This window comes from Oscillibacter sp. PEA192 (assembly GCF_003574015.1).
GTDB classification, from domain to species: Bacteria; Bacillota; Clostridia; order Oscillospirales; family Oscillospiraceae; genus Oscillibacter; species Oscillibacter welbionis.
In genome coordinates, this window is the sequence record NZ_AP018532.1 from 1090054 (window position 1) to 1108424 (window position 18371).

Genomic DNA, 18371 nt, shown 5'->3' on the forward strand with positions numbered 1-18371 from the left:
GCGGTGCGCAGATGGGCTTGCATACCAATGATGACCCTGTGCCTGCTGCTGACGGCCTGCGGCGGCACAGGCGGAGAGGCGGGGGATGCGGCGGATGCCCGGATGCCCTATCGGAACATGGCGGGCTGCGTCATGGAGGCGGAGGTCTCCTGCACGCAGGACGGCGCGGCCTGGGAGGCCACGCTCCAGTGCGACTACGTGCCGGAGGGGGAGACCACTGTGGAGGTCCTGGCACCGGAGACCATCGCGGGCGTGAAGGCAGTGCTCTCCGACGGGGAAGTGGAACTGGTGTACGAGGACCAGTGCCTGAACGCCGGGAACCTCAGCAGCCAGGAGGTGAGCCCCATGGCCTGCCTGCCCCAGCTGATGAGCGCCCTGCGGGACGGGTGGCTGCTGGAGGAGAGCGAGGAGGACTGGCAGGAGACGTCCTGCTTCCGTCTGACGGTGGACCAGACCGGAGAGCAGAATGGGAAGATCCTCTCCACCCTCTGGCTGCGGCAGGAGGACGGTACGCCCCTCCGAGGGGAGATCGCCGTGGATGGGGAAATCATTTTGACGGCAGACTTTACGAGCTTTTCCTTTTATGATACAATAGAAAACCAGGAATGACTTCGGCGGGAGGGTTCCTCCCGCCGCTTCCATAGACTGACGGAGAAGGTGACCGACACATGGAGGAACCGATTCTGAGACGGACCTGGGCGGAGATCGACCTGGACGCCCTGGCCCACAACTATCAGCAGGCCCGCAGAAAGATCGGGCCCAACGTGAAGTATTTGGGTGTGGTGAAGGCGGACGCCTACGGCCACGGGGCCATTCAGGTGTCCCGCAAGCTGGAGCAGCTGGGGGCGGACTATCTGGCGGTGTCCAGCTTGGACGAGGCGAAAGAACTCCGCCGGGCCGGCATTCAGGCGCCCATTCTGATCCTGGGCCACACGCCCCCGGCCATGGTGCCCCAGCTGATCGAGTACGGCATCACCCAGGCGGTGTCCGCCCTGGCCAAGGCGGAGGCGTACAGCGCCGCAGCCGTGGAGAGCGGCGGCACACTGAAGGTCCACATCAAGGTGGACACCGGCATGTCCCGGCTGGGTTTCCTGGTGCGGGAGGGGCACTTTGACACAGGCGTGGAATCCATCGCCGCCGCCTGCGCCCTGCCGGGACTGGAGGCGGAAGGCATCTTCACCCACTTCGCCGTCTCCGACGAGGACGACAGAGACAGTGAGGCCTATACGAGAGCGCAGTTCGACGTGTTCACCCGTGTGCTGGATGCATTGGCTGCAGGGGGCAGAACCTTTGCCATCCGCCACTGCGCCAACAGCGGCGCTCTGGCCCGCTATCCGGAGATGTATCTCGACATGGTGCGGCCGGGCATCGCCCTGTACGGCGTGGGCGCCGATGCGCAGCGGCTGGACCTGCGGCCGGTGATGAGCCTGAAGTCCAGCGTCTCCACCATCAAGACCTTTGACCCGGGCACGGACGTCAGCTACGGTCGGACGTTCCGCACCCAGGGAAGGACCCGGATCGGGGTGTTGCCCATCGGCTATGCGGACGGTTTCTTCCGGGGCCTCTCCAACCGGATGTCGGTGGTGACAGCCCAGGGCCCAGCCCCTCAGCGGGGCCGGATCTGTATGGACATGTCCATGATCGATCTGACAGACCTGCCCGACGTCAAGGTCGGGGACGAGGTGGAGATCTTCGGCCGCCGCCAGCGGGTGGATGACCTGGCGGCCATTCTGAACACCATCCCCTATGAGCTGACCTGCGCGGTGAGCAAGCGGGTGCCGCGGGTGTATATCGAAGGCGGTAAAATCGTGGAGCGGAGCCTGCGGCTGCTGTGAGCGCAGGGAAGCGAGCCGCCGCAGCGCGGCGTCCAAGCGTTTTGCCGCGTGCGGCAAAACCTTGGGGAGAGCGGGCTTTGCCTGGCCGACCAAAATGAGATCGGGGTCCCCGCCGCGCAACGCGCGGTGGGGCCTGACCTGTGCGGTGAGCAAGCGGGTGCCGCGGGTATATATCGAAGGCGGTAAAATCGTGGAGCGGAGCCTGCGGCTGCTGTGAGCGCAGGGAAGCGCGGACACAAATCCATACACACACGCCTTGTTCCGGGCATAGGATAGTGCGGGGCGAGGACGCCGGAATTTTGCGGCATTGGCAAAGTATAAATTCCGTACCTGCGTGGGAGAATGAAAGTGGCCTCACCGAAGGGCCTTCGGTGATGGGTACTTCTTTCGGCGGAGTGTGAACTTTGTGGATACGAGTGTCAAGCGCGGCGATATTTACTATGCCGATCTCTCCCCGGTGGTGGGCAGTGAGCAGGGTGGTGTCCGGCCGGTTCTGATCATTCAGAACGACACCGGCAACCGGTACAGTCCCACTGTGATCGCGGCGGCCATCACTTCCCAGACCGGGAAGGCCAAGCTGCCGACACATATCGACCTTCCCGTGGACCACAGCTGCGGCCTGAGCCGGGATTCGGTGGTCCTGCTGGAGCAGGTGCGCACCCTGGACAAAAAGCGCCTGCGGGAAAAGATGGGCCATGTGGAGGAGAATGTGATGGAGAAGGTCGATCTGGCCATCGCGGTCAGCTTCGGACTGCCCCACGACCAGATGGTTTGAGAGATCCGTTTCTTCGGCAATACACAGGCCGGGCGCTGCGGCGGAAGCCGTCTCCTGGCCGCCCGGAAATGCGTGGTTTGATCGAAGGGTCCTCCTGAAAAGGGCGTTCCGCCCTTTTCAGGGGTACCGATTTTTCAGATCCGACAATCAATACGGAGGTACATAAGCGCATGAAAAAGAACAGATGGTATCTGCGGCTGCTGGCATTGCTGGTGCTCTGCGGCGCCTTGAACGTGACGATTACCGCGGCGGCGGAGGCCGGATCCTCCGACGACCCGCTGGTGACCCTGAGCTACCTGAACGAGACGTTCATGGACTCCATCATGGAGCGGGTGGACCAGAAGATCGCCGCCCGGAATGCCCAGTTGGGCATTTCGGCAGGCAGCGGAGCCGGTGCCGCGTCCAACTTCACTGTGGTGACCCTCACCAGCGGACAAGTCCTCACTGGGGACATCGGCTGTGAGGTAATGCTGCGAGTGGGAACGGCTGTGTGCGTTTCTCCCTCCAGCCCCGGTCTCATTGACGAGACCGCAGCCACAGCGCTGAACAACGGCAGTGCGCTGGTCCAGAACCACCTGTACATGATGACCATTGAGGGCCGGGGCGTCCGCGCCACGGCCGGCACCACCAAGCTGCTGGTCCGGGGCAGCTACACCGTCGCCTGATCTCCGCATAAACGGCCCCGCCTGGGCATAGGTTGTGCCAGGCGGGGCCGTTTGGAGAGGGGGCAGAGCGATGGACAAGTTTCCACTGATGCAGGGCTGTTTCTCTGTGGGGGAGCTCATCACGGAGCAGGAGGCGCTGTACACCTGGTTTGAGGCCCGGTGCCGCCTGCCGGGAGAGGGCCTCTGGTGCGCCTGGGCGGTGGGCGACCGGGGAGAGCTGCGGCTGGGCGTTCTGGAGCCCTGTGGGGACCGGGCCACAATCCGGCGGCGGTTTTCCGCCCGGCTGACAGCCCCTCTAGGAAAGCTGCGGCAGGGGGAGATCCGCCCTGCCCATCCGCCGGAGCCGGAGGATTGGACGCCGCTGGAGCGCTCGGCAGTGCGTCTCCGTTCCCCATGGCTTCGGGAGCAGCTGCACCTTGTGCCGGGCGTCCTTGTCCGGGAGGAGCAGGGGCGGCGAGAGCTGGCGGTGCCCTATGACGTGGGCCGCCCCTTTCCGCTGACCGCCTTGTTCTGCTTTGCCCATATCCGCCGTATCCATGGCCGGAGCTACGCCATCTTTGCCTTCAACGGGGAGGAGCGACCGGTGTTCTGAGCCGTCCGGCGGACAGAGACATTTTCAGAAAATTCCAAATGATGTGTTCCACATTTCCCGGGGGTATGATATAATAACCCCAAGACGGCCGTGGCGGAGGGGCTCTCCGCCCGGCCTCAGACACGGGAAGACCTGCCGGCCGGGCGCCGGCGGAGCGTTTGGAGGTCCAGTATGAAGTGTCCCTATTGCGGTTACAGTGAGAGCAAGGTCATTGATTCCCGGCCCGCGGACGAAAACAGCAGCATCCGCCGCCGGCGGGAGTGCCTTTCCTGCGGCAAGCGATTTACCACCTATGAGACGGTGGAGAGCCTGCCTATGGTGGTGGTGAAGAAGGACGGCAGCCGCCAGAGTTTTGACCGGCGGAAGGTGCTGGGCGGCATGATCCGCGCCTGCGAAAAGCGGCCGGTGCCCTTGGCGGAGCTGGAAAAGATCGCCGAGGAGATCGAGCAGGATCTGCAGAACTCCATGGAGCGGGAGATCAGCACAGAGGCCATCGGCGAAAAAGTGATGGAACGGCTGCGAAACGTGGACCAGGTGGCCTATGTCCGGTTTGCCTCCGTCTACCGCCAATTCAAGGATATCGACACCTTTATGACAGAGCTGAACAAGCTCCTGGCCGACAACCGGTGAAGGCCGTCAGAGGACGTTCTTGATATCCAGCCGCTCCGTCTCCGCCAGGAGCCGGAGCTGATCCCGCAGGTCCGAGATCTCCGCCCGGAACTCCGTCAGCTCCCGGGTGGCGGCGAAGGCCAGGGCCCGGCGGTACATGGCCTCCGCGTCGTCCACCGTATCATGCCGCGCCACGATGTGGAGGTAGGTCTGGCTTTCCGACCAGTCGTCATAGCTGCCTGCCAGCGTATCCACGGCCTCGGTCCAGGCCTCTGACTGGGCTTGGGCGTCCGCCTGCTGCAGCTGCTCCCGCCAGCGGACGGTGCTGGCGGTCATGTAGGAGCTGTTCCACAGGGAAAAGACCAGGATGGCTGCCAGGATGCCGACGGATATTCCATACGCCCTCATGACTCTCGCTCCTTTCGGACGCAGAATACCTGCCCCTGTTCGTCCAGGGTCAGGAGGAAGATCTCGCGGGGAGAGGAGGCTTTTTCCCGGGACAGCTGCTTGCGCAGCCAGTTCTCGTCCCGGCCGCAGGCGGTCAGATTGCGGTGGATGACCCGCCCGTCGTTGATGATGACCATGGGCAGTGTCACATCATCCTCCAGCCCCAGTCCCAGTTGTTCCGCCGTGGGCGGCTGCTGGGCTGTCCAGGGAAAGACGGTCAGCTGGCCGGAGTTTTCCAGCACGGCGTACTTCACGTCCTCGATGCGGGTGACGCCCTGCTCCCGCAGTTCCTCCATCAGCTCATCGATGGTAAAGCGGTTCTTCCGCATGGCGTCCTGCTGCAGCTTGCCGCCCCGGATCAGGACCGTGGGCGTCCCGCAGATCAGCGCCCGCAGCCGCAGGCTGCGGAGAGACAGCTGACTCAGCAGCAGTGACAGGGCCAGCAGCGTCAGGATCGGCAGCAGGCCAGAGAGCAGCGGAATGCCGAAGTCCTGCATGGGCACGGCGGCCAGGTCGGAGATCATCATGGTCAGCACCAGCTCGCTGGGCTCCAACTCGCCGATCTGGCGCTTGCCCATCAGGCGCATCCCGACCACAATAAGGAAATAGAGAATGATCGTTCGGACAAAGGCGGTTATCATGGCGAAAATCCCTCCGTTCCGCTAGTATCTGCCGGAACGGGATTTTTATCCGGGATAAGGCTCCCCCAGGAGGGGGAGATTCTTGTAAAGCATGGAAAGAAAATATAGAGTTATACAGCAACAGTTTTGAGAATTAATAAGAAAAAATAATGATGGATTCAAGTGTTCACAAACAATTACATTTCAAATCGGTAAACGCCGAAAACCGCAGGGAAGTTGAGGGCTTGACTGTCTTTTCTGAGCAGGCTGGTTTTATTGAGAGTGTAAGCGAGTGCTTGCGGGAGGCAGATGAATTGGAGCTGTGGCGGCCTGTTGGTATTTATGACAGCGACACGCTGATTGGTTTTGCTATGTACGGCTATTTTCCAGAGCCGGCTCCGGGACAGCTATGGCTGGATCGGCTGCTCATTGATAAAAGATATCAGGGAAAAGGATATGGAAAACAGGCGGTGCTTTCGCTTCTTGACAGATTGCATACAGAGTATCAGAGCGGCACGGTATATCTTAGCGTGTATGAGAATAATCCCCATGCAATCAAGCTTTATCAACAGATTGGTTTCCGGTTTAACGGGAAATACGATAGCAAGGGGGAACATATCATGGAGTATCATTTTTGAGAGATGTAGAGCCAGTCAACGGTCAATATGTGCTGAATCGTCTTAACAGACCTATTTAAGATGGGCTTATCAGGCGCATATTATAGTGACCGCATCAAAATCAAAAAAAGAAAAATCGCAGATGTGAAAGGAGTTTATGGGCCGCGGCCCATCACAGCGCCAGCGCCCGCCGCCAGCGGCGGGACGACGAGGGGAAGGGAGTATCGAAGGATTCGGCGGATGCCCTTCCGTGCCCACGGGCGCGTACACAGCCGGCAAATATGCGGGCAACCGCAAAACAAGGGGGGCTGTGACCGTGAAGAAAGTGACAAATGACTGCGTGTTTGTCCTTTTGACCATTCATTACAGAATCTTCAGGAGGATTATCGAATATGTGCGGAATCATCGGATTTGTAGGAAACGAGCCCGCGGCCCCCATTCTGCTGGACGGCCTGGAGCGGATGGAGTACCGGGGGTATGACTCCGCCGGCGTGGCGGTGCGGTCCGAGACGGCGGGACTCCAGGTGCGCAAGACCAAGGGGCGGCTTCAGGTCTTATCCGACCTGATCCACGGCGGCGCGGACCTGGAGGGGAACCTGGGCATCGGGCATACCCGCTGGGCCACCCACGGGGAGCCCAATGACATCAACGCCCATCCCCACGTCAGCGAGAACGGGCGGATCGCCCTCGTCCACAACGGCATCATCGAAAACTATCTGGAAATCAAGGAGCACCTCATGCGCCAGGGCGTCCACTTCACCTCCGACACGGACACGGAGGTGGTGGCACAGCTGCTGGAGTTCCACTACAACGAATGCCACAACATGCTGGAGGCTGTGGGCCGCTGCCTGCGGCGGATCGAGGGGTCCTACGCCTTCGGCATCATCTGTGCGGATTACCCCAACGCCCTCATTGCCGCCCGGAAGGACAGCCCCCTCATCATCGGCTACGGTCAGAACGGCAACTTCATCGCCTCCGACGTGACGGCTGTCATCAAGTACACCCGGGACGTGGTGTACATGGACGATGGGGAGATCGCTGTCCTCACCGCCGACAGCGTGGACGTGTTTGACGACGAGCTGCTGCCGGTGGAGAAGACCCACAGTCTGGTGGACTGGGATGTGTCCGCAGCGGAGAAGGGCGGCTACGCCCACTTCATGGCCAAGGAGATCATGGAGCAGCCGGAGGCGGTCCGCAAGACCATCTCCCCCCGCATCCGGGACGGCCGTGTGGTGCTGGACGATCTGCATCTGACGGCGGAGTACGTCCGCGACCTCTCCCGGATTTACGTCATCGCCTGCGGCTCCAGCTACCATGTGGGCGTGGTGAGCAAGTACAGCTGGGAAAAGCTGCTGCGCCGCCCGGTGGAGGTGGTGCTGGCCTCCGAGTTCCGGTACTGTGATCCTCTGGTGGACGAAAAGACTCTGGTCATCGTCATCAGCCAGTCTGGAGAAACCCTGGACACTATGGCCGCCATGCGGGAGGCCAAGCGCCGGGGCGGCCGGACCCTGGCCATCGTCAATGTGGTGGGCAGCTCCATCGCCCGAGAGGCGGATGACGTGCTGTACACTTGGGCCGGGCCGGAGATCGCCGTGGCCACCACCAAGGCATACACCACCCAGCTGGTGCTGATGGATCTGGTGGGCCTCTATCTGGCGGACCTGCTGGGTACGGTGGAACAGAGCGAGTATGACACCATTCTCTCCGAGATGCAGCTGCTGCCGGAGAAGATGCGCCAGTTCCTCTCCCACACGGAGGACATCCAGTATTACGCCTCCCGGTACTTCAACCACGACTCCATCTTCTTCATCGGCCGGAACCTGGACTACGCCATGGGCCTGGAGGGTTCCCTGAAGCTGAAAGAGATCAGCTATATCCATTCGGAGGCCTACGCCTCCGGCGAGCTGAAACACGGCACCATCTCCCTGATCGAGCCGGGGACCCTGGTGGTGGCCCTGGGAACCTACGCGCCTCTCTTTGACAAAGCCATGAGCAACGTGGTGGAGGTGAAGGCCCGGGGGGCCGAGGTGCTGGCCCTGACCACCGAGGACTTCCGGGAAAAGATGGAGAAGACTGCCGACGCCACTGTCTCTGTGCCGGTAACCCATCCCATGCTCCAGCCCTCTCTGGGCGTGGTGCCCCTGCAGCTGTTCGCCTACTATGTGGCGCTCCAGCGGGGCTGTGACATCGACAAGCCCCGGAACCTCGCCAAGAGTGTGACTGTGGAATAACGAATTGCCGCCCGGACCATCTGGTCCGGGCGGTTTTTTTACTTGACTTATATAGGAAATCGATATATAATGGCGCTGTCAAAATATATAGAATATCTATATAAGGAGGAAGTCTATGGAGGCCGATAAGAGTCTGGTCAGCGGCAGCATGGCCCTGTTGGTCCTGAAGCTGCTGGAGGACGGGGACAAGTACGGCTACCAGATGACCAGCGAGCTGCGGCAGCGGTCGGAGGACGTGTTCCACCTGAAAGCGGGGACCCTGTACCCCCTCCTCCACAGCCTGGAGGAAAAAGGGCTGGTCACCGCCTACGAGCGGGAGGCCGCTGCCGGTAAGCCCCGGCGGTACTACCATCTGACAAAGGCGGGGGAGGCCGCCCTGCGGGAGAAGGAGACGGCGTGGCACACCTATGCCGATGCCGTGGGCCGTGTGCTGGGGGGAGGTGCCTGCTGTGCCGGGACCTGAGAGCGTCCGGGGCTATCTGGACGCGGTGGAGGCACAAATCCGCTGGAAGCGGGCCCGGACTGTGGCGGCCCGGGAGCTGGAAACTCATCTGGAGGACCAGCAGGAGGAATTTCTGGCCGAAGGCCATCCGCCGGAAGAGGCGGAGCGCTTGGCAGTGGAGGATATGGGGGACCCGGTGGCCGTGGGCGCGGACCTGGACCGCCTCCACCGGCCCAGGCCCCAGTGGGGGATGCTGGGCCTGACCCTGGCGCTGCTGCTGGTGGGCGGCTGGTTGCGGTACGCCCTCACCCGAGCGGGAGCACCCTGGGATGAGGATCTGGATCCGCTGCGCTGTGCTCTGTCAGTGGTGACCGGGGCTGCTGTGCTGGTCGGAGCCTACTTCCTGGACGTCTCCCGGCTGCTGCGCTGGGCCAAGTGGGTGTACATCGGTGCGGTGGCCGTTGGAGTGCTGTCTCTGCATCTCTCCCCGACTGTCAACAACGCATCCTATTTCACCCGGTATGTGGTGCTGTTCTATCCGGCAGTCTACGCACTGTGGCTGTATGCCTGCCGGGGAAAGGGCTGGCGGGGCCTGCTGGCTGCCGTGGCGGGCGGCATCCCTTTGACGGTGGTCTGTATGTGTGCGCCCTTTATTCAGGGGATGATTCAGGTGATGGTTATTGGCTGCTTTCTGCTGTTGCTCGCTATCCAGATGGACTGGTTCACCGTGCCCCGGCGGCAGGGACTGGCGGCGGTGGGCGGACTGGCCGCTGTGATGACTGGAGCGGTGCTGTGGCTTCTGTTTGTGGCGGGCTATAATGCAGCGCGGATTCAGATTCTCCTGCACCCGGAGATAGACCCACAGGGGGCGGGGTATCAGGCTGTAATGGCTCGCCGGATACTTGGGGCATCCCGCCTGATGGGGAAGGGAGGAGACCTCTCAATCCAGCCGCAAACGGTCTGGGGCAGGGAACTGCTCCCGGAGATGATGCTGCCGGAGTGGAACCACGATTTTCTGCCCACCACCATGGTCTACAAACTGGGGTGGTTGCCCTATCTGCTCCTGCTGGCAGTTTTGGCTGTCCTGCTGCTGTGGATGCTGCGGCGATGTGCCTGCCAGCAAAGCCAGAGCGGAAAGCTGCTGGCACTGGCCGTTGTCCTGACGCTGGCGGTGCAGTCGGCCTTTGCGGCGGCGCTGAATCTGGGCTTTGTGCTGTTCAGCGCCCAGATCCCTCTGGTGACGGGAAATCTCCACAGCATGGTGGACTGCGCCCTGATCGGGTTGGCGCTGTCGGCCTTCCGCTCAGAGTCCATTTTGCGGGACGCGGTGGTTCCGGTCCCGCGGCCCCCGCAAACACAAACAGCTTGACCAGAAAAGACAAGGGCGGAGAGGGGCTCCCTCTCCGCCCTTGCTGTATGCAATTCGTCAGTTGGCCTCCTGAATCAGGAAGGTCTGGTTCCCCACCCCGTCCGCGGATTTCTCCACTTCCAGGTCCTCATGCGCCTCCTGCACCGCCAGCTGCGCATCCGTCATAGGCTCCCATGGGATACCGGTACTCTCCACAAAGGCCCGGGCAGCGTCCGGATCGGCTGTATGTGTGTCCAGCGGCAGGGTGAACATGCAGCCCGTCACATTGTCCCGCAGATCCACTGTGCCGTCTTCTGCCAGGGAGAAACGCTCATAGGAGGGGGCGGCGAATCCCTCATACAGCGCGAGATATACCGTGTGATCCGAAAATATCTCCAGGCTCTGCGTGTCCAGTACATAATAGGCCCGGCCGTCCCGCAGAAAGGAGGAGCAGGCACCGTTCAGGGTGAACACGTTGACGGCCCGGGGATCATAGCCGGACACCAGGGGCGTAACAGTGAAGGCCCCGCAGGGGACCACGTCATAGTTCTCCTCTGTCAGGGGTGTGCCGTCCGTCCGGACCACGGACACCACGGCATAGGTGCGGCTTTCCTGGACATCGGCGCACCACTGGGAGATGTTGGCGCCGCTGACCATCCCCATCAGGGTGACGGTGTAGTCCCCAACGGTCTGGGTCTCATTGAGGATCACGGCGGCTTCGCTCTGGAAGGCCTCCGCCAACATTGGATCGTTCAGTTCCTCCGCAACCTGGGCGGGGGTCAGCCACAGCACGGCGGCGGACACAGTCACGGCCAGGAGGGCCACGGCCGCCGCAGCCAGCAGGGTAATTTTTTTCGTGCGATTCATGGACATCTTGTTCTGCTCCTTTTCAGATGCGTGCCGCATGGCTGCCAGCTTTTGAAGAGTCCGCTCCTCGAAGTCCGGGGAGAAGTCCACGGCGTCAAATGCGGCGCGGTAGTTCTGGCGATTCATTCCACATCCTCCTTTAAAAGTTGGCGCAGCCGCTCCCGCCCCCGGGAGAGTCGGGTCCCCACGGTAGGGAGGGGGATTTGCAGCAGCTTGGAAATCTCCTTGATGGAATAGCCCTCATAATAATAGAGGTGGATGACAGCGCTGTACTTTGCCGGCAGGGCCTGCACGGCGGAAAGGATGGGGGAGGGCTCCGGCATCTCTCCGCCTGGAAGGACCTCCGCGGTCTCCAGGGGGAGATTCCGCCGCTCCGCCGCCCGGGCCACGTCGCAGGCCCGGTGGAGCGTGGTGCGGATCAGCCACGCCTTTTCGTGCTCCAGGTCCCGGAAGTGCGGCCGGGTGGTCAGCAGCTTCAAAAAGACCTCCTGCACCACGTCTTCCGCGTCGGCGGGAGAGGACAGGCGAGTCATGGCGATCCGCAGCAGCATGGGGCTATACGCAGCCACCGTGCGGCGGATGGATTCGTCGGTACCAAACGAAGTCAGGGTCCTCAGCTCCTTTCACCCATAACACGGACCAGCTTGCCCTGATTATTCACCTTCCGGAAAAATTTGCAAAGCCCGTTTTCTGCCTGCGGGAGATTGACAGGGAGAAGCGGCTGTGATAATATGTAAACCAATTATAGCGTCCCTCCGCACTGCGGTGGGACTTTTTTGGGACACGGTATGTCGAAAAAACAGGAAAGGAAGCGGATCATGGGAAAAAAACGGGTGTTTGCGGCGCTGCTGGTGCTGGCAGTGACAGTGGGGTCTCTGGTACTGCCGGCCCGGGCGGCCTTTACCGATACGACGGGCCACTGGGCGGAGACCGCCATCACGAAATGGAGTGAGGAGTACAGCATCATCAACGGCTATGAGGACGGCACATTCCGGCCGGACAACTCCATCACCCGGGGCGCCTTTGCGGGCATTCTGGACCGCTTCCTGAAATTCCAAAGCACCTCGCCCGCCGGGACGTTCTCTGATCTGAGCGGGAACTACTGGGAGGATGCCATCCTGAAGCTCCACGCCTCCGGCGTTTACCTGGGCAACAACGGGCAGGCCCTGGCCGGGGACACCATCACCCGCCAGCAGGCGGTGACCATGATCGCACGGGCCTTCAACATCTCGGGGGAGAGCGCGACGGTCTATTACCTGGATGCGGACCAGGTGGCGGATTACGCGAAGCCGTATCTGGCGGAGATGTCCGCCCTGGGCTACATCACGGATTCCTCCGACGGGTACTTCCGTCCCACGGACGCCATCACCCGGGCGGAGATCGTGACGATCCTGGACAACATGATCGAGGTGCTGATCCAGACCAGCACCACCTACACCCAGGACGTGGAGGGCACGGTGATGGTCAACGCGGCGGAGGGGGCCTGCCTCCAGGACATGACCATCACGGGGGATCTGATTCTGGCCCCCGGCGTCACCGGGACGGTGACCCTGGAGAACGTGACCATCCAGGGCGCGGTACGGAACTTCGGCAGCGCCGTGGTCACGGACCTCTCCCAGCGGCCGGAGGAGCCGGAGCAGCCGCCGGCCATCCAGCCCGGCGACGTGTACACGCCCTCGGAGACCACAGGGGAGTATCTGACATACAGCAACCAACAGATCCCCATCTACGCCGGGGTGGAGCGGAACCGCTTCTCCCAGGGAGATTTCATGTGGGACCCGGACCGTCCGGACCGCCTGATCTATACCGGTGACGACTACCGGACCCGCTTCGGCATCGACGTGTCCGCCTATCAGAACCGGGCCAGCGCCAACAACACCATCGACTGGGAGGCCGCCAAGGCCGACGGCGTGGAGTTCGCCATGGTGCGGATCGGCCTGCGGGGCTACGGCTCCGGCAGCATCATGGAGGATGCTTTCTACGCCCAGAATATTGACGGGGCCATGGCGGCGGGCATCGAGACCGGCGTCTACTTCTTCGCCCAGGCCATCACCGTGGAGGAGGCCATCGAGGAGGCGGACTTTGTCATCAGCCTGCTGGAGGGCCACGAGATCGACGGCCCCGTGGCCTACGACTGGGAGATGCACGACAGCACCTACCGGGTCTACGGCACCACGCCGGAGATGGCCACCGCCTGCGCAGTGGCGTTCTGCGAGCGCATCGAAGAGGCCGGCTACGACGCCATGGTCTACGCCGGACAGTATGTCAGCTACATCAAATATGACCAGGGCGCTCTGGAGCCGTATCTCTCCTGGTACCCCGAGTACAAGAGCGAGAGCTCCGAGCTTCTGTACCCCACCCTGTACTATCACATGGACTACTGGCAGTATTCCAGCAAGTGCTCTGTGGCCGGTATCGGCGGCAACGTGGATGTGAACCTCCAGTTCATCCGGCGGTAAGCCCTTCTCTCCAAAAGAAATACGGCGGGGCGTCTGCCCCGCCGTATGGCGATTCCAGGGGAGTTACTTGCGGTTTTCCTTCTGGGCCTTGTTCTGGTTCTGCTGGCTGTTCTCACGGTTCTCCTTCTGCTGAGTCTGGCCGGCATCGCGCTTGTTCTGGTTGTCGCGGTTGCTCATCAGGACACCTCCTTTCGCCTGCTTGAGTACATGGCATAGTCTCACCGCCAGCTGCGGAAATTATACGCGGAGGCTGGAAAAAACCTTGTCACCGGAGGAAAAAATGGATTGACAAAAGGACAAAAGGGTGCTATACTAATCCAGCAAAACAAAGAAGGCTGACTGCATCCGCCTCACCTCCAGCGATTTGGCAAAGAGGTTTACACTGCTGTAATCAGACCACCGGGCGGTGGTTTGTTGTTGCGCGGATGCCTGCATGGTATCCGCGTTTTGTGATTCTGAGATGGAGGTGCTTCGACCATTAGTAAAGTAGTGCATGAACTGAACGAGGAGATCAGAGACAAGGAGATTCGCCTGATCGGTTCCGAGGGCGAGCAGCTCGGCATCATGCCCCCTGCGGAAGCTTTGAAGATCGCCGACGAGCAGGGCCTGGACCTGGTCAAGATCTCGCCGCAGGCCGTTCCCCCCGTGTGCAAGCTGATGAACTACGGCAAGTTCCGGTTCGAGCAGAGCAAGCGGGAAAAAGAGGCCAGAAAAAACCAGCACGTGGTGGAGATCAAAGAGATTCGGATGTCTCCGGGCATCGACATCGGGGATTTCAATACGAAGCTCAAAAACGCGCAGAAGTTCATCGCCGACGGCAACCGCGTCAAGGTCTCGGTCCGATTCCGCGGCCGGGAGATGGCCCATACCGACATCGGTAGGGACCTGCTGGACCGGTTTGCCGCACAATGCGCCGAAACCGCCAATCTGGATAAGCCCGCCAAGCTGGAGGGCCGGATGATGTCCATCTTCCTCTCCCCCAAATCCGGCAAGTAATCTGATTTCAACGATACGGAAGGAGCAACCATTATGCCGAAGCTGAAGACCCACAGTGGTGCAAAGAAGAGATTTAATCTGACCAAGACCGGAAAGGTCAAGCGCGCCAAGGCCTACAAGAGCCATATCCTGACCAAGAAGGATACCAAGCGCACTCGTCGTCTGCGTGCCGGCGGCTATGCGGATACCACCAATGTGGATGCCATCCGCAAGATGATCCCCTACAAGTAAGACACGAGACGTTCAAATAGGAGGTTTTTGAAATGGCTAGAGTCAAGGGCGCGATGATGACGCGCAAGAGAAGAAATAAGATCCTGAAGATGGCGAAGGGCTACTGGGGCTCCAAGTCTAAGCACTTCCGTGTGGCCAACCAGGCCGTGATGAAGTCCCTGAGCTATGCCTACACCGGCCGCCGGCTGAAGAAGCGTGATTTCCGCTCCCTGTGGATCACCCGCATCTCCGCCGCCTGCAAGATGAACGGCATGAACTACTCCACCTTCATGCACGGCCTGAAGGTCGCTGGCATTGAGATCAACCGGAAGATGCTGGCGGAGATGGCTGTCAACGACGCCGCCGCCTTCACCCAGCTGACCGAGATCGCCAAGAAGGCGTAAGATCCCTTTCCAGACTATGTGAGCAGCGCCCTCCCAAATGGGAGAGCGCTGCTTTTTGTATATCCAGGACGGAGGGGAGGCAATCCCCGTTGTGCCCCTTCGGTCAGGCTTTCCGGCAGAAGTACGGCCCGCGGTCCGCCTCATGGGGCTGCGCAAACGTCCAGGTGAAATCCTTGTCTACCACGTACCAGTCCGCTCCGGGAATGGCGCGTGCATCTGCGGGCAGGGTAACCAGCTCCTCCGCCGTCACCGGCCGCACCAGAGGCTCACCCTCCGGCGGCTCTTCATAATAAAAGAGGTATTTCTCACCGGATGCCTCCGACAGAGCCTGCCGGGCCGCGTCGCCGGACAGGCAGGGCACCAGGTTCCAGGAGAAGAGATGCCACAGGTAATTCCCATCCGACAGCACATGCCTCCCCAACTCCGCGTCGGACACGCCGTCGGCAAAAACGTCCAGCCAGCGGTTCTTCACCCGCCGAATGTCGGTGGGGAAGGGTTCCTCCCAGGGAACCATGGTGGCCACACACCGGCAGATGGGCAGCCCCTGCTCATGGAACTTGGCCTCGTAGTCCGTCATGACGCCCACCGGGCCATTCGCATGGAGGTCCCGGGTGACCTCGGACAGCTCAAAGCCGAACAGAGGCAGCTCCTCCACGGAGAAGGTGAAGAGGTCCTGATTGTCCGTCTTGAAGTGGATCTGCCCGCCCATCTTCAGCACCTGGCGGTACAGCCGCAGGAAGTTGCCGTGGGTCAGGCGGCGCTTGGCGTGGCGGTTGCTGGGCCAGGGATCGCAGAAATTGATATAGATCCGGTCCGCCTCTCCCGGGGCAAAGAACAGGGGCAGCTGGTCAGCATTGGCGTCGATGAAGAACACGTTGGTGAGCCCCTGGGCCGCACACCGCTCCATGGCCATGACCATGGCATCCGGCACCCGCTCCACAGCGATGAACAGCACGTCCGGCTCCGCCGCCGCTGTGCCGGCGGTGAAGCGGCCTTTGCCGCAGCCCAGCTCCAGCCGCAGCTCCCGGGCCTGGGGCATCAGCTCCCGCCACTTGCCCGGCATGGAGTAGGGCTCCCGGATCAGGCGGTCGCCGCAGCGCTCCATCCGGGGGATCAGATTCTTTTTCTTTCGCATCCGCATGTGTCAACATCCTCCTGGGTCGGTTCCCGATCCGATTTCAGGAAGACCCCGCCGGGGAGTCCTCCGTACATTCAGAATGCTATTGTACCATACAGACCCGGCGCTGTAAATGGCGGCGTGGATTTCCTGCTTGCGCGGAAAGCAAAGAGATGATATGATAGCCCAAATGGGAGGGGGGAGCGATGTGCCCAAGGTGCCCTACTGCGGCAGAAGCATGTTTTATCAGGAGGCGGGCGAGGGCCCGGTCCTGATCTTTCTCCATGGCAATACCGCCTCATCCCGGCTGTTTGAGCCGTTGCTTCCACTCTATACGCCTCATTTCCGGTGTGTGCTGCTGGACTTTCTGGGAAACGGGCGCTCCGACCGGGTGGAGTCGTTTCCGGCGGACCTGTGGCAGGAAGAGGCTCGGCAGGCCCTGGCCCTGATCCGGGCGGCGGGCTATGAGAGGCCCTGTCTGCTGGGAACCAGCGGCGGCGCCTGGGCCGCCATGAACGCGGCCCTGCTGGCACCCGGCGCAGTAGGCGCCGTAGTGGCGGACAGCTTTGACGGGCGGAGCCTTCACCCGGGGTTTGCGCGGGATTTGACAGCAGAGCGGGACCGCGCCAAAAGAGACAAGGCAGCCCGGGAATTTTATGCATGGTGCCAGGGACCGGACTGGGAGGCGGTGGTGGACCGGGACACGGATGCCCTGTTGCGATGCGCCGCCTCCGGACGGCCGCTGTTCTGCGGCCCGCTGGAGCAGATGCGGCCGCCAGTGCTCCTGATGGGGAGCCGGGAGGACCCCATGTGCAGACAGGATTTGGAAGAGGAATACAAGGCGATGGCGGCGCAGATGCCCCATGCCGCCGTGCGCTTGTTTGCATCCGGTGGGCACCCTGCCATTCTTTCCCGGGCGGAGGCGGCTAAGGAGGAGATCCTGGCATTTTGGCTCCGGTGCGAGGCGGCCGAGAGGCTGTGAGATTTCCGGCAGATACAACTGGAACGAAGGGCCTTGTGAATGCATTAACAAAATTGTATAAAGTTTAACGAACAATTTGTATGAAGTGTAAAAAACGTGAAATTTTTCGCAAACTGCACAAATTATACTTGATAAATGCCGCCAGTCACCCTATAATAAAGTTTGTGAGTAAATTGGCAATATCGGAATGACTCTGTGTTCTCCCGGAGGGGCGGCACAGCCCGGCCCCCTGGAGTGCCGAAAGGCATGAAACAAGGAAACCAAACAATTTATTCAAAAATAACAGGAGGAAAAATCATGAAGGTTGCAGTTTTTGGCGCAGGTACCATGGGCAGCGGCATTGCGCAGGTTTTCGCGGCAAAGGGCCACACCGCCCTGATGTATGCCAGCTCCGTCGCTTCCGCGCAGAAGCACAAGGATAAGCTGGCTGCTTCCCTGCAGAAGCGGGTGGAGAAGGGCAAGATGACCCAGGAGGCTGTGGACGCCCTGCTGGCCAACGTGCTGGTGGAGGAGAAGTCCGCCTGCGCCGACGCGGATCTCATCATCGAGTGCGTCAAGGAAGACATGGCTACCAAGAAGGAGCTGCTGAATGAGCTGGACGGCCTGTGCAAGCCCGAGGCCATCTTCGCCTCCAACACCTCTTCTCTGTCTATCACCGAGATGGGCAACGGTCTGAAGCACCCCGTCATCGGTATGCACTTCTTCAATCCCGTGCCCAGCATGAAGCTGGTGGAGATCATCCGCGGCGCCAACACCACCCAGGAGACCTTCGATTTCGTCTATAAGCTGTCCCAGGAGATCGGCAAGGAGCCCGTCGAAGTGGCTGAGGCCCCCGGTTTCGTGGTCAACAAGATCCTGATCCCCATGATAAATGAGGCCATCGGCCTGGTAGAGACCGGCGTCGCCTCCGTGGCCGACATCGACAAGGCCATGCAGCTGGGCGCCAACCATCCCATGGGCCCCCTGGCTCTGGGCGACTTCATCGGCCTGGACGTGTGCCTGGCCATTATGGAGACCCTGTACAATGAGACCGGCGACTCCAAGTACCGTCCCGCGCTGCTGCTGCGCAAGATGGTTCGCGGCGGCCTGCTGGGCAAGAAGACCGGCAAGGGCTTCTATGATTATTCCAAGTAATTGAAGTCAGCACCAACAAGA

21 protein-coding genes are annotated in these 18371 nt (G+C 61.2%); 16 read left to right on the forward strand and 5 right to left on the reverse strand.

Going from position 1 to position 18371, the window contains the following annotated elements; all coding sequences use genetic code 11:
- The first annotated feature begins 3 nt into the window (after positions 1-3).
- The 6 genes from DN611_RS05245 to nrdR all read left to right on the forward strand — a co-directional run bounded on the left by DN611_RS05245 (position 4) and on the right by nrdR (position 4497).
- Positions 4-609, forward strand: coding sequence for a hypothetical protein (locus DN611_RS05245; protein ID WP_119310806.1), 606 nt, complete (start codon positions 4-6; stop codon positions 607-609).
- Between the two features lie 59 nt (positions 610-668).
- Complete coding sequence (alr, locus tag DN611_RS05250; protein ID WP_119310807.1) at positions 669-1835, forward strand: alanine racemase; 1167 nt, start codon at positions 669-671, stop codon at positions 1833-1835.
- 406 nt (positions 1836-2241) lie between these two features.
- Positions 2242-2610, forward strand: a complete 369-nt coding sequence (locus DN611_RS05255; RefSeq protein ID WP_025544461.1) for a type II toxin-antitoxin system PemK/MazF family toxin — start codon at positions 2242-2244, stop codon at positions 2608-2610.
- 170 nt (positions 2611-2780) lie between these two features.
- On the forward strand, positions 2781-3275 hold the full coding sequence (locus DN611_RS05260; RefSeq protein WP_119310808.1) for a hypothetical protein: 495 nt from the start codon (positions 2781-2783) through the stop codon (positions 3273-3275).
- Between the two features lie 70 nt (positions 3276-3345).
- Complete coding sequence (locus DN611_RS05265) at positions 3346-3867, forward strand: hypothetical protein (RefSeq protein WP_119310809.1); 522 nt, start codon at positions 3346-3348, stop codon at positions 3865-3867.
- A 171-nt stretch (positions 3868-4038) separates the two neighbouring features.
- On the forward strand, positions 4039-4497 hold the full coding sequence (nrdR, locus tag DN611_RS05270) for a transcriptional regulator NrdR (protein WP_021748697.1): 459 nt from the start codon (positions 4039-4041) through the stop codon (positions 4495-4497).
- 6 nt (positions 4498-4503) lie between these two features.
- Here the strand turns inward: nrdR and DN611_RS05275 are convergent, their stop codons facing one another.
- Both DN611_RS05275 and DN611_RS05280 read right to left on the reverse strand, forming a co-directional pair.
- Positions 4504-4884 (reverse strand): DUF4363 family protein, encoded by a 381-nt coding sequence (locus tag DN611_RS05275; protein ID WP_021748698.1) that lies wholly within the window; start codon positions 4882-4884, stop codon positions 4504-4506.
- Positions 4881-5564, reverse strand: coding sequence for a DUF421 domain-containing protein (locus tag DN611_RS05280; protein ID WP_021748699.1), 684 nt, complete (start codon positions 5562-5564; stop codon positions 4881-4883). The genes DN611_RS05275 and DN611_RS05280 overlap by 4 nt, the downstream gene beginning before the upstream one ends.
- A gap of 149 nt (positions 5565-5713) precedes the next feature.
- Here DN611_RS05280 and DN611_RS05285 point away from each other — a divergent pair, with 149 nt between their 5' ends.
- From DN611_RS05285 to DN611_RS05300, 4 genes are all read left to right on the forward strand, one after another.
- Positions 5714-6181, forward strand: coding sequence for a GNAT family N-acetyltransferase (locus DN611_RS05285; protein ID WP_021748700.1), 468 nt, complete (start codon positions 5714-5716; stop codon positions 6179-6181).
- Positions 6182-6552: 371 nt separating this feature from the next.
- Positions 6553-8391 carry a glutamine--fructose-6-phosphate transaminase (isomerizing) gene (gene glmS, locus DN611_RS05290; RefSeq protein WP_119310810.1) on the forward strand — a complete coding sequence of 613 codons (1839 nt, stop codon included), beginning with the start codon at positions 6553-6555 and terminating at the stop codon, positions 8389-8391.
- Between the two features lie 115 nt (positions 8392-8506).
- On the forward strand, positions 8507-8854 hold the full coding sequence (locus tag DN611_RS05295) for a PadR family transcriptional regulator (RefSeq protein ID WP_021748702.1): 348 nt from the start codon (positions 8507-8509) through the stop codon (positions 8852-8854).
- The gene (locus tag DN611_RS05300) at positions 8841-10202 is read left to right on the forward strand and encodes a permease prefix domain 1-containing protein (RefSeq protein ID WP_119310811.1); all 1362 of its coding nucleotides are present in this window, start codon (positions 8841-8843) and stop codon (positions 10200-10202) included. The genes DN611_RS05295 and DN611_RS05300 overlap by 14 nt, the downstream gene beginning before the upstream one ends.
- A gap of 57 nt (positions 10203-10259) precedes the next feature.
- Here the strand turns inward: DN611_RS05300 and DN611_RS05305 are convergent, their stop codons facing one another.
- Both DN611_RS05305 and DN611_RS05310 read right to left on the reverse strand, forming a co-directional pair.
- Positions 10260-11174, reverse strand: a complete 915-nt coding sequence (locus tag DN611_RS05305) for a hypothetical protein (RefSeq protein WP_021748704.1) — start codon at positions 11172-11174, stop codon at positions 10260-10262.
- Positions 11171-11617: an RNA polymerase sigma factor gene (locus tag DN611_RS05310; protein WP_273482328.1), complete on the reverse strand. Its 447-nt coding sequence runs from the start codon at positions 11615-11617 to the stop codon at positions 11171-11173. Before DN611_RS05310 ends, DN611_RS05305 begins: the two co-directional genes overlap by 4 nt.
- 249 nt (positions 11618-11866) lie before the next feature.
- On the opposite strand from DN611_RS05310, the gene DN611_RS05315 reads away from it, so the two are divergent.
- The 4 genes from DN611_RS05315 (at position 11867) to rplT (ending at position 15117) form a co-directional block, all read left to right on the forward strand.
- Positions 11867-13507 (forward strand): S-layer homology domain-containing protein, encoded by a 1641-nt coding sequence (locus DN611_RS05315; protein ID WP_119310812.1) that lies wholly within the window; start codon positions 11867-11869, stop codon positions 13505-13507.
- Between the two features lie 489 nt (positions 13508-13996).
- Positions 13997-14503: a translation initiation factor IF-3 gene (gene infC, locus DN611_RS05320; RefSeq protein WP_021750185.1), complete on the forward strand. Its 507-nt coding sequence runs from the start codon at positions 13997-13999 to the stop codon at positions 14501-14503.
- A 33-nt stretch (positions 14504-14536) separates the two neighbouring features.
- Positions 14537-14734, forward strand: coding sequence for a 50S ribosomal protein L35 (gene rpmI / locus DN611_RS05325; protein WP_021750186.1), 198 nt, complete (start codon positions 14537-14539; stop codon positions 14732-14734).
- Between the two features lie 32 nt (positions 14735-14766).
- On the forward strand, positions 14767-15117 hold the full coding sequence (gene rplT, locus DN611_RS05330) for a 50S ribosomal protein L20 (protein ID WP_021750187.1): 351 nt from the start codon (positions 14767-14769) through the stop codon (positions 15115-15117).
- Positions 15118-15220: 103 nt separating this feature from the next.
- On the opposite strand, the gene trmB is transcribed toward rplT, so the two are convergent.
- Positions 15221-16258: a tRNA (guanosine(46)-N7)-methyltransferase TrmB gene (gene trmB, locus DN611_RS05335; protein ID WP_119310813.1), complete on the reverse strand. Its 1038-nt coding sequence runs from the start codon at positions 16256-16258 to the stop codon at positions 15221-15223.
- A gap of 184 nt (positions 16259-16442) precedes the next feature.
- On the opposite strand from trmB, the gene DN611_RS05340 reads away from it, so the two are divergent.
- Positions 16443-17216 carry an alpha/beta fold hydrolase gene (locus DN611_RS05340; RefSeq protein WP_333635546.1) on the forward strand — a complete coding sequence of 258 codons (774 nt, stop codon included), beginning with the start codon at positions 16443-16445 and terminating at the stop codon, positions 17214-17216.
- A 294-nt stretch (positions 17217-17510) separates the two neighbouring features.
- Positions 17511-18350, forward strand: coding sequence for a 3-hydroxyacyl-CoA dehydrogenase family protein (locus DN611_RS05345; RefSeq protein WP_429835899.1), 840 nt, complete (start codon positions 17511-17513; stop codon positions 18348-18350).
- The last annotated feature ends 21 nt before the right edge of the window (positions 18351-18371 follow it).

What these genes read in the sequence shown, in the direction of transcription:
- alr (WP_119310807.1), top strand. Translation starts at nt 669, where the DNA reads ATGGAGGAACCGATTCTGAGACGGACCTGGGCGGAGATCGACCTGGAC.
- DN611_RS05260 (WP_119310808.1), top strand. Translation starts at nt 2,781, where the DNA reads ATGAAAAAGAACAGATGGTATCTGCGGCTGCTGGCATTGCTGGTGCTC.
- DN611_RS05265 (WP_119310809.1), top strand. Translation starts at nt 3,346, where the DNA reads ATGGACAAGTTTCCACTGATGCAGGGCTGTTTCTCTGTGGGGGAGCTC.
- nrdR (WP_021748697.1), top strand. Translation starts at nt 4,039, where the DNA reads ATGAAGTGTCCCTATTGCGGTTACAGTGAGAGCAAGGTCATTGATTCC.
- DN611_RS05275 (WP_021748698.1), bottom strand. Translation starts at nt 4,884, where the DNA reads ATGAGGGCGTATGGAATATCCGTCGGCATCCTGGCAGCCATCCTGGTC.
- DN611_RS05280 (WP_021748699.1), bottom strand. Translation starts at nt 5,564, where the DNA reads ATGATAACCGCCTTTGTCCGAACGATCATTCTCTATTTCCTTATTGTG.
- DN611_RS05285 (WP_021748700.1), top strand. Translation starts at nt 5,714, where the DNA reads ATGATGGATTCAAGTGTTCACAAACAATTACATTTCAAATCGGTAAAC.
- glmS (WP_119310810.1), top strand. Translation starts at nt 6,553, where the DNA reads ATGTGCGGAATCATCGGATTTGTAGGAAACGAGCCCGCGGCCCCCATT.
- DN611_RS05295 (WP_021748702.1), top strand. Translation starts at nt 8,507, where the DNA reads ATGGAGGCCGATAAGAGTCTGGTCAGCGGCAGCATGGCCCTGTTGGTC.
- DN611_RS05305 (WP_021748704.1), bottom strand. Translation starts at nt 11,174, where the DNA reads ATGAATCGCCAGAACTACCGCGCCGCATTTGACGCCGTGGACTTCTCC.
- DN611_RS05315 (WP_119310812.1), top strand. Translation starts at nt 11,867, where the DNA reads ATGGGAAAAAAACGGGTGTTTGCGGCGCTGCTGGTGCTGGCAGTGACA.
- rpmI (WP_021750186.1), top strand. Translation starts at nt 14,537, where the DNA reads ATGCCGAAGCTGAAGACCCACAGTGGTGCAAAGAAGAGATTTAATCTG.
- rplT (WP_021750187.1), top strand. Translation starts at nt 14,767, where the DNA reads ATGGCTAGAGTCAAGGGCGCGATGATGACGCGCAAGAGAAGAAATAAG.
- trmB (WP_119310813.1), bottom strand. Translation starts at nt 16,258, where the DNA reads ATGCGGATGCGAAAGAAAAAGAATCTGATCCCCCGGATGGAGCGCTGC.